This is a genomic window from Bacillus sp. 05T31 (assembly GCF_056396725.1).
Window position 1 is genome coordinate 1 of record NZ_JBFTMA010000114.1, and the last position, 9,240, is coordinate 9,240.

6 protein-coding genes are annotated in these 9,240 nt (G+C 37.4%); 1 reads left to right on the top strand and 5 read right to left on the bottom strand.

Going from position 1 to position 9,240, the window contains the following annotated elements; all coding sequences use genetic code 11:
* Window positions 1–92: 92 nt before the first annotated feature.
* Window positions 93–815, top strand: a complete 723-nt coding sequence (locus tag AC1DJR_RS10050; protein ID WP_002089241.1) for a lipase family protein — start codon at window positions 93–95, stop codon at window positions 813–815.
* A gap of 366 nt (window positions 816–1,181) precedes the next feature.
* Here AC1DJR_RS10050 and glgP read toward each other — a convergent pair whose 3' ends face one another.
* The 5 genes from glgP to glgB form a co-directional block, all read right to left on the bottom strand.
* Window positions 1,182–3,590 (bottom strand): glycogen phosphorylase, encoded by a 2,409-nt coding sequence (gene glgP / locus AC1DJR_RS10055; RefSeq protein WP_429686548.1) that lies wholly within the window; start codon window positions 3,588–3,590, stop codon window positions 1,182–1,184.
* Window positions 3,591–3,608: 18 nt separating this feature from the next.
* Window positions 3,609–5,039, bottom strand: coding sequence for a glycogen synthase GlgA (gene glgA, locus AC1DJR_RS10060; protein ID WP_429686637.1), 1,431 nt, complete (start codon window positions 5,037–5,039; stop codon window positions 3,609–3,611).
* Window positions 5,040–5,152: 113 nt separating this feature from the next.
* Entirely contained in the window at window positions 5,153–6,187 is a 1,035-nt protein-coding gene (gene glgD / locus AC1DJR_RS10065; RefSeq protein ID WP_429686547.1) for a glucose-1-phosphate adenylyltransferase subunit GlgD, read from the bottom strand.
* 18 nt (window positions 6,188–6,205) lie between these two features.
* On the bottom strand, window positions 6,206–7,336 hold the full coding sequence (gene glgC / locus AC1DJR_RS10070; protein ID WP_002089246.1) for a glucose-1-phosphate adenylyltransferase: 1,131 nt from the start codon (window positions 7,334–7,336) through the stop codon (window positions 6,206–6,208).
* On the bottom strand, window positions 7,284–9,221 hold the full coding sequence (gene glgB, locus AC1DJR_RS10075; RefSeq protein ID WP_477002524.1) for a 1,4-alpha-glucan branching protein GlgB: 1,938 nt from the start codon (window positions 9,219–9,221) through the stop codon (window positions 7,284–7,286). The genes glgC and glgB overlap by 53 nt, the downstream gene beginning before the upstream one ends.
* Window positions 9,222–9,240: the final 19 nt, after the last annotated feature.

Below are 9,240 nucleotides of genomic sequence, written 5' to 3' on the forward strand. Positions count from 1 at the left end.
AACTGTAGGTTCAAGCCTTTTTTCAAAAAGAATGAATCAAGTCCCTCACTGCATATATTGAACTATACCTTTTCTTAAGGAGGGCTTTCTTGATGCGTACTCCTTTATCCTTTGATAAAGATACTGCCATATTGTTAGCATCTTGCTGCGATCTAACGTATGAACAATATAAACAAAATGGCATTTTCGAAATACCCGATGGGTTCCAATATGTACAAGGGTTTCAAGGAAAGGCCATTCAAAAGACAGAATGGTTCGGATTCATATTAGAATCTGAGGATACGATTATTGTAGCTTTTAGGGGCACACAAACAGATACAGATTGGATTATCGATTCACTCGTTAACCAAAAGCCATACCCATATGCTTTAAATAGTGGGAATGTTCATAATGGCTTTCTTTCAATTTATGAATCTTGCCGGGATTCCATTATGGATATGCTCGTGTCATTACCCGCCCATAAGAAACTTCTTGCAACAGGCCATAGCTTAGGCGGTGCACTCGCTACACTACACATACTAGATGCCCGTATAAATACTGCCTTCGCACAGTACGGTCTTTATACCTTTGCCTCTCCAAAAGTTGGAGATATCGCCTTTCGAAATTATTATAAACTGCAAGTGGCTAGTAGCTTTCGTTTTGTCAATTTATTCGATGTCGTTCCTCTTCTCCCTCCAAGAAATGTCCATTTTAATGATAAAGACTGGGAATATGCACACGTCCATCACAACATGACATTTACGAAAAATACAAAATCCATTACGAATAATCATTCCATTACAACATACAAAACATGTCTGACCTCTCATTTTTAACCAGTAAACAATTGGAAATTTAATATTTGTATACTATAATAATCTATGAAATTACTTTCGGATGAGGGGACCTTACATGCTAAAATTTTTCTTTGCACTTTTTCTTATAATAATTTTTTCGTTTACGGGTTTCTTTACATTTTCATACTTTGCGACTGGAGAATATGGTGGAACAGGTATCATGTATACTGCCATCCCATTTCTTTCTTAAGCAAAAACGGAAAAACGAGCTTAATGAGATTAAGCTCGTTTTTTAGCAATTATATTCCTCTTTTAAAAGTGAATACACTTTAGCGTCCCTATACGTATTATTCATTTTTACACTTTGTCTCCATGAATAAAAGTCCCTTCAAAAGGGACTTTCACTTAATACTGTGTAACCGCATTACCAATACTCCAAATCTCATTACTATACTGTAAAATCGTTCGATCACTCGCAAAATGACCAGACTGTGCAATATTTAAAATCGACATTTCTAGCCACTTCGTTCGGTTTTCATACGCTCTACCAACAGCTTCTTGCCTTTCCGCATATGGACCAAAATCTCGCAAAACGAAGTATTCATCATTTTGAATTACAAGTGAATCATAAATCGCTTCAAATTCAGCTCCCGACTGTGCAAAGAAACCATTCGTTAACTGATCTACTACTTTTTTAATGTGCATATTGTGGTGATAATAGTCACTTGCACGATATCCACCATTTTGGTAATAATGGAGAACCTCATCCGCTGTTAAGCCGAAAATGAAGCAGGCATCATCACCGACCCGGTCTTTTATTTCAATATTAGCTCCATCTAACGTTCCGAGTGTAATTGCACCATTCATCATGAATTTCATGTTACCTGTTCCCGATGCTTCTTTACTCGCAGTTGAAATTTGTTCACTTACATCTGCCGCCGGGAATATATCTTCCGCTAAAGAAACTCGGTAGTTTTCTAGAAAGATAACTTTCATAAATTGACTTACGTACGGATCGGTATTYACYTTTCTTGCAAGCTCATTTATTAATTTAATAATTTTCTTCGCATAATAATAGCCAGGTGATGCTTTCGCTCCAAAAATAAAAGTACGCGGGTAAAATGAAAAACTAGTATCCTCTTTTAAACGGTTATACAAGTACAAAATATGAAGAACATTTAATAACTGTCGTTTATAGGCATGTAGCCTTTTCACTTGCACATCAAAAATAGAATTTGGATCAATAGTGATCCCCATTTTATTATGAATGCGCTCCGCTAAAATAATTTTACGCTCTTGTTTTACCCCTGCAACCTTCTCTTGGAAACTAGCATCGTGTTGAAATGTTTGCAGTGCTTGCAGCTTAATTGGCTCTTTCTTCCATTCTTCCCCAATCGCTTCCGAAATAAGATTCGTCAGCTGCGGATTCGCCTTCATTAGCCAGCGCCTATGAGCAATTCCATTCGTTTTATTATTAAACTTATCTGGATAAAATTCATAGAACAATCGCATTTCACGCTGCTTTAAAATTTCTGTATGAATTTTCGCCACACCGTTAACGCTATGGCTACCAACAATCGCTAAATGAGCCATTTTCACAAGGTCATGCGCAATAATGGCCATGTCCTCAATACGCTTCCAATCGTACGAATAACGGTCCCAAAGCTCATGACAGAAACGTTCATTAATTTCTTCAATAATCATATAAATTCTCGGTAATAACGGTTTAAAAATGTGAATTGGCCATTTCTCAAGCGCTTCGGATAACGTCGTATGATTCGTATAGGAAATCGTCTGCGTTGTTATGTGCCAAGCTTCTTCCCATGTCAATTTTTCTTCGTCTAATAAAATACGCATAAGTTCTGGAATTGCTAGAACCGGATGTGTATCGTTTATATGAATCGCAATTTTTTCATGCAACTGACGAAGACTACCGTGCCTCTCCCTATGCATACGAACGATATTTTGCAAACTTGCTGATACGAGGAAATACTGTTGTTTTAAACGAAGTATTTTCCCCTCATCATGCGTATCATCTGGATATAAAAACTCCGATACGGCCTCTGTTTCACGCTTATATTTCAAAATATCTTTACAATTTTGCGGGAAAGGAACTGGCTCCGCATTCCAAAGCCGAAGCGTATTTACAGTACTTGTTTCATACCCTATAACTGGAACGTCATATGGTACTGCCATAATAACTTCTGCATTTGTATGCCTGAACTCTAAACGTCCATCAATTTCTAGTGGTTCAACGTTTCCAAAATAACTTACTTCTACGGCTTGGTCATACCTTCTTACTTCCCAAACGTTTTCATGAAGAAGCCACTGTTCTGGAAATTCTACTTGATAGCCGTCAACAATTTTTTGATCAAACAGGCCATGCTTATAACGAATACCACAGCCATGTCCTGGTAAGTTTAAAGAAGCGAGTGAATCGAGGAAACAGGCTGCTAAACGTCCAAGGCCACCATTACCAAGGCCAGCATCTGCTTCAATCTCTTCTAACTCTTGCAAGGAAATTCCAAGTTCAGAAAGCCCCTTTTCACATACATCTCGAATGCCTAAATTTAATATGTTACTGCCTAGTAAACGCCCAAGTAAAAACTCAATGGATAAATAATACATTTGCTTTTGATCTCCAGAACGATAACTTTCATTCGTTGCAATCCATTGACTATTCATATACTCACGTACCATATGACCAAGCGTATTATACTGATCACGAGTTGTAGAATCTTTGAAACTTTTCCCATACATCATTTCTAATTTTTCTAGAAAAGCGGATTTAAAGCTTTCAACATGAGTAAACATTTTTTCACCACCTCAATGTTATTCCATGAGACTTTTATACAATTTCTTGTATGCAAGAGCAGATTTCCCCCAGCTATAATCTTCAGTCATCGCTTGCTTTACAAGCTTATCCCATACCGGTTTATCTTGATAAAACTCAATTGCACGAAGAATTGTATGTAACATGTCATGCGCATTAAAATTCGTAAAGCTAAAGCCATTCCCAATTCCAGTTTCCTCATCGTAAGAATGTACAGTATCATTTAATCCGCCTGTTTCTCTTACAATTGGAATCGTGCCATATGCTAGCGCAATAAGTTGTCCAAGTCCACACGGTTCAAACAGCGATGGCATTAAAAACAAATCGCTTCCCGCGTACACTTGGTGCGCTAACTCTTCATTAAATCCAACATATACTTTTACCTTTTCTGGATACTCGTATGCCATCCATTCAAAGAACTGCTCGTATTCAGAATCGCCTGATCCCAAAATAATACATTGTACATCTTCTTCCATTATTTCACGGAATACAGTACGTACTAGATCAAGCCCCTTTTGCTTCGTTAATCGTGTTACCATCGAAATAACTGGTGTATCTTCYTTTTCTGGTAAACCAAAATAACGCTGCAATGCGCGTTTATTTTCACTCTTTTCCTCTAATGACTCTGCACTATACTGAGCCGTAATATATGGGTCTGTTTCTGTATTATATACACTCGTATCAATTCCATTTACAATGCCACTAAGCTTATCGTTATGCTTTCGTAGCAATCCATCTAACTTCTCACCGAAAAACTCATATTGAATCTCTTCTTTATATGTCGGGCTAACCGCTGTAATTTGGTCAGATGCGATAATACCGCCTTTCATAAAGTTCACGTTTCCATAAAACTCAAGCTGTTCACTATGAAAATATTCATGACCAAGCTCCAGTAAGTCGTACATCACTTCAGGAGGAAATACACCTTGGAACTGCAAGTTATGAATCGTATATACCGTTTTAATATGCTCATATAACGGGTTATCTTGATACTTTTCACGAAGTAAGAAATTAACCATAGCTGTRTGCCAATCATGGCTATGAAGAACATCTACTTCAAAATCAAGATGCGGAATACACTCTAAAACTGCTTTTGAAAAATAAGAAAAACGCTCTCCGTCATCATAATGACCATATAGAGAATCTCTCTTAAAATAATATTCATTATCTATTAAGTAATACGTAATCCCGTCTTGCTCACCTTTTAAAATTCCGCAATATTGATTTCTCCACCCAAGCGGGACGTTAATTACTTTATGTAACGTACATCCATCCCTTAATTTTTGCGGAATAAGACTATAATTTGGAAGTATAATGCGAACGTCCACGCCTAACTTTTTTAGCTCTTTTGGGAGCGCACCTGCTACATCAGCTAATCCTCCCGATTTAACAAATGGTACACATTCTGATACTGCAAATAAAATATTCACTTGTTGTCCCACTGCACGAAAAGCTTATACGACTTCCCTTGCAGCTTCCTCCCTTCGAGTTTTCATTTGAATGAATGCTTTAATCAGTGGAGGAAAAACCCCCACTGATTCTTTTAAGAATAACTATTAATCGTACTGTTTTGAATGCTTCCTTTTTCTACAACATATGGCTCATCGGCGTTTCCTTTTAGTACAACACCGTCACCAATTTTCACGTCTTTATCAATAATAACACCGTCTATTATGCAATTATCTCCAATTTGGCTCTTTTGCATAATAATACTATTACGAACAATTGAACCTTTTCCAATTTTAACAGAACGGGAGACAACACTATTTTCTACTTCACCCTCAATAATACTGCCGTTTGCAATCATCGTATTTTTCACTACTGCACCCTTCATATAACGAGTTGGTGGCTCATCTTTTACTTTCGTAAAGATTGGTGCTTCTTTCTTAAATAATTGCTTCCAAATAGAAGGCTGCAAAATTTCTAGRCTATGTTTATAGTAACTTTCAATAGAATCAATAATAGCTACATATCCTGTATGTTCGTACGTAGTAATATGCAGTGATTTCCCGCTCTTTTCTCTCACTACATCAAATAAACTGTATTGCTCCACATCTTTATATGTCTCAAATAAGTCTAGCAATAATTGTTTCTTTAACACATATGTTTGAAGCGAAACCCCTTTATGACAAACTTCAGTAATATCTGCAGACGTATGTATATGTCGCTCTAACACCGCTTGAAAGTTTAACGCTGTTACAAGATGGCTATTCGTAATAACAACATATTCTTCTCTGCTTCTTAGAAAATAATCAATATGTCTTCTAAAATGTGCAAAAGATCCAAATTCGTCATGATCACATTGGCAGTTCGGTGGGAATAAAAACAGTCCATCACGCTTTCTATCTAAATCCCACTGTTTTCCTGAACCGACATGATCCATTAAAGAACGATTTTTATGACTTGTAAAAACCGCCACGCTATGAATATTAGAATTCACCATATTTGAAAGCATGAAATCAATGAGGCGATAACGGCCTCCAAACGGTAACGCCGCTAATGAACGATGCCCTGTTACTTTCTTTAAGGAAGGAAAACTTCCCGTTGCATTAATAATTCCTAACATTTTTTCTCCCATTCATTTCATCCCCCTTTTCTATTTTCCTTCAGCAATTAGTACTACATCATCAACATTTTTTTCTGGACGAATTATTGTCCCATCTTCAATAACCATTTCCGATCCAACGATCGCTCTTTCAATCACAACGTTTTTACCAATCTTTGCTCCTGGCATAACGACAGAATCGATTACCATACTACCTTCTTCCACCGTCACTCCTTGGAATAAAACAGAATGCTTCACGTCCCCTTCAATGACGCACCCTTCATTAATAAGTGACTCTTCTACTTTTGCCTGCTGTGCAATATATTGAGGCGGCTCGTTTGGATTTACAGAATAAATGCGCCAATTACGATCGTTCAAGTTCAACGATGTTTCATCGCGAAGTAAATCCATATTCGCTTCCCATAAGCTTTTCACCGTTCCAACATCTTTCCAATATCCTTCAAACGGATACGCCATCAGCTTCTTCCCTTCATCTAATAAAAGCGGAAGTACATCTTTTCCGAAGTCATTACTAGATTCAGGGTTTCTTGCATCCATCTCTAAATATTCTTTTAAAATAGCCCAGTTAAAAATATAAATTCCCATTGATGCAAGATTACTTCTTGGAAATTGCGGTTTCTCCTCAAATTCAACAACTTCCATCTCTTCATTTGTATTCATGATGCCAAAGCGACTTGCTTCATCCCACGGCACTTCAATAACAGAAATCGAAACGTCCGCTTCTTTCTCAATATGGTAATCTAGCATTTTGCTGTAATCCATTTTATAAATATGATCGCCTGATAAAATAAGGACATATTCTGGTTCATACTGACTTAAATAGTTTAAGTTTTGATAAATAGCACTTGCCGTACCTGTATACCACTTCACACCTGAAGACTCCGCATAAGGAGGTAACACAGTGACTCCACCGTTTACACGATCAAGATCCCAAGCATTTCCGATTCCAATATAATTATGAAGTTCTAACGGTTGATATTGTGTTAAAATCCCCACCGTTTCAATACCGGAGTTTGCACAGTTACTTAACGTAAAATCAATAATGCGATATTTACCACCAAATGGAACAGCTGGTTTGGCTAAATTTTTTGTTAATGCACTTAAACGACTACCTTTTCCCCCTGCTAGTAACATTGCTACGCACTTTTGTTTTTGAGCCATCTTGTTTTTTGCTCCCCTTTCTCGTCTTCACTGGTCGTAATATGGATACGCCAAATGGTGGAATTGTAATTTCTACATGTGCCGCTTGATTATGATATGGCTCTAGAATCGTCTTGAGACGTTTCTTATTCACTTGCCCCGATCCGCCATATTGCGCCGAGTCACTGTTTAAAATTTCGTTATAGTACTCGAAATCYGGTACACCTACTTTATAGTTTTCATATGTAGCTTTCGTAAAATTACATACGACAACTAACGCATCTTCCTGCTTATCCCCTTGGCGGATAAACGAGAAAATACTTTGCTCATTATTATTAGCATCAATCCACTGAAATCCTTCAGGCGAGTGATCTAACTGCCAAAGTGGTTTTGAGCGCTTATACAATGCTATGAGCTCTTTAAAGTAATCATGCATATTACGATGCATTTCAAAATCATGTAAATTCCAATCTAAATCTTCAAGGTCTTTCCACTCATCAAATTGCCCGAATTCTCCACCCATAAAGAGTAATTTCTTACCTGGATGAGTAAAGAAATATCCATATAATAAACGAAGTTGGGCGAACTTATCCCAGTAATCTCCCGGCATTTTATTTAATAACGACTTTTTCCCATGAACGACTTCATCATGAGAAAGCGGCAATATGAAGTTTTCAGAGTGAGCATATATTAAAGAGAATGTCATTTTCTCATGAATGTATTTCCGGTACTCTGGCGCACATTCCATATATTTCAGCACGTCATTCATCCAACCCATATTCCATTTATAATTGAATCCAAGTCCACCCTCGTATGTTGGAGCTGTTACAAGTGGCCAAGCTGTTGAATCTTCCGCTGTCATAAGAAACTCTTCATCTTCTGCAAACACGGCTTCATTTAACTCTCGTAAGAAAGAAACAGCATGTTCATTGCTTTGCTCTTTTCCTTCTTTATTCCAGTACAGCATATTCGCAACTGCATCTACCCTGAAACCATCAATATGGAAATGCCTCATCCAAAATAACGCATTTGAAATTAAGAAATTACGTACTTCTCTCTTCCCTAAATCAAAATTAACAGTTCCCCATACCAGGTTTTCTTGTACGTCTCTATCTTTATATTCATAAGTCGGTGTCCCATCAAACAAATATAAACCGTGAGCATCTTTACAAAAATGCCCCGGCACCCAATCTAAAATGACACCGATTCCATATTTATGACATTCATCGACAAAATACATCAAATCATGTGGCGTGCCGAATCTACTTGTCGCTGCATAATATCCTGTTCCYTGATATCCCCAAGAACGATCATATGGATGCTCAACAAGCGGCATAATTTCAATATGTGTAAATTGATGTTCCACCACATACGGAATGAGCTCCTCGGCCATTTCTCTGTAAGAATACAGAGCACCATCTTCTTTCTTTTTCCAAGAACCGAAATGTAATTCATAAACTGTCATCGCTTCTTTATAAATCGATTTTTTCTTTCTCTTACGAATCCAGTTTTTATCATYCCATTCATATCCCTCTATATCAAAAACTACAGATGCCGTATTTGGTCTTACTTCTGCATATACTGCGTAAGGATCCGCTTTTAAAATAACGTCACCGTCCATCGTTTCAATCGCATACTTGTATATCTCATTCTMTTCAATATGCGGTACAAACAAGGACCAAATCCCCTCTTCTGTCACTTGTAGCATCTTATGTTGCTCATAATCCCATTCATTAAAATCTCCAACAACACTCATTGCTTTCGCATGAGGAGCCCATACTGTGAATCGTACACCTYGCATCCCATCTTCCGTCACAATATGTGCCCCAAAGATGTTATAACTGTCATAGTACTTTTCTGTATGAAACTCATCTCGTTTCACTTCTTCACAATTTATTACATCCAATATGTTCACCTCACTAAGA

What these genes read in the sequence shown, in the direction of transcription:
- AC1DJR_RS10050 (WP_002089241.1), top strand. Translation starts at nt 93, where the DNA reads ATGCGTACTCCTTTATCCTTTGATAAAGATACTGCCATATTGTTAGCA.
- glgC (WP_002089246.1), bottom strand. Translation starts at nt 7,336, where the DNA reads ATGGCTCAAAAACAAAAGTGCGTAGCAATGTTACTAGCAGGGGGAAAA.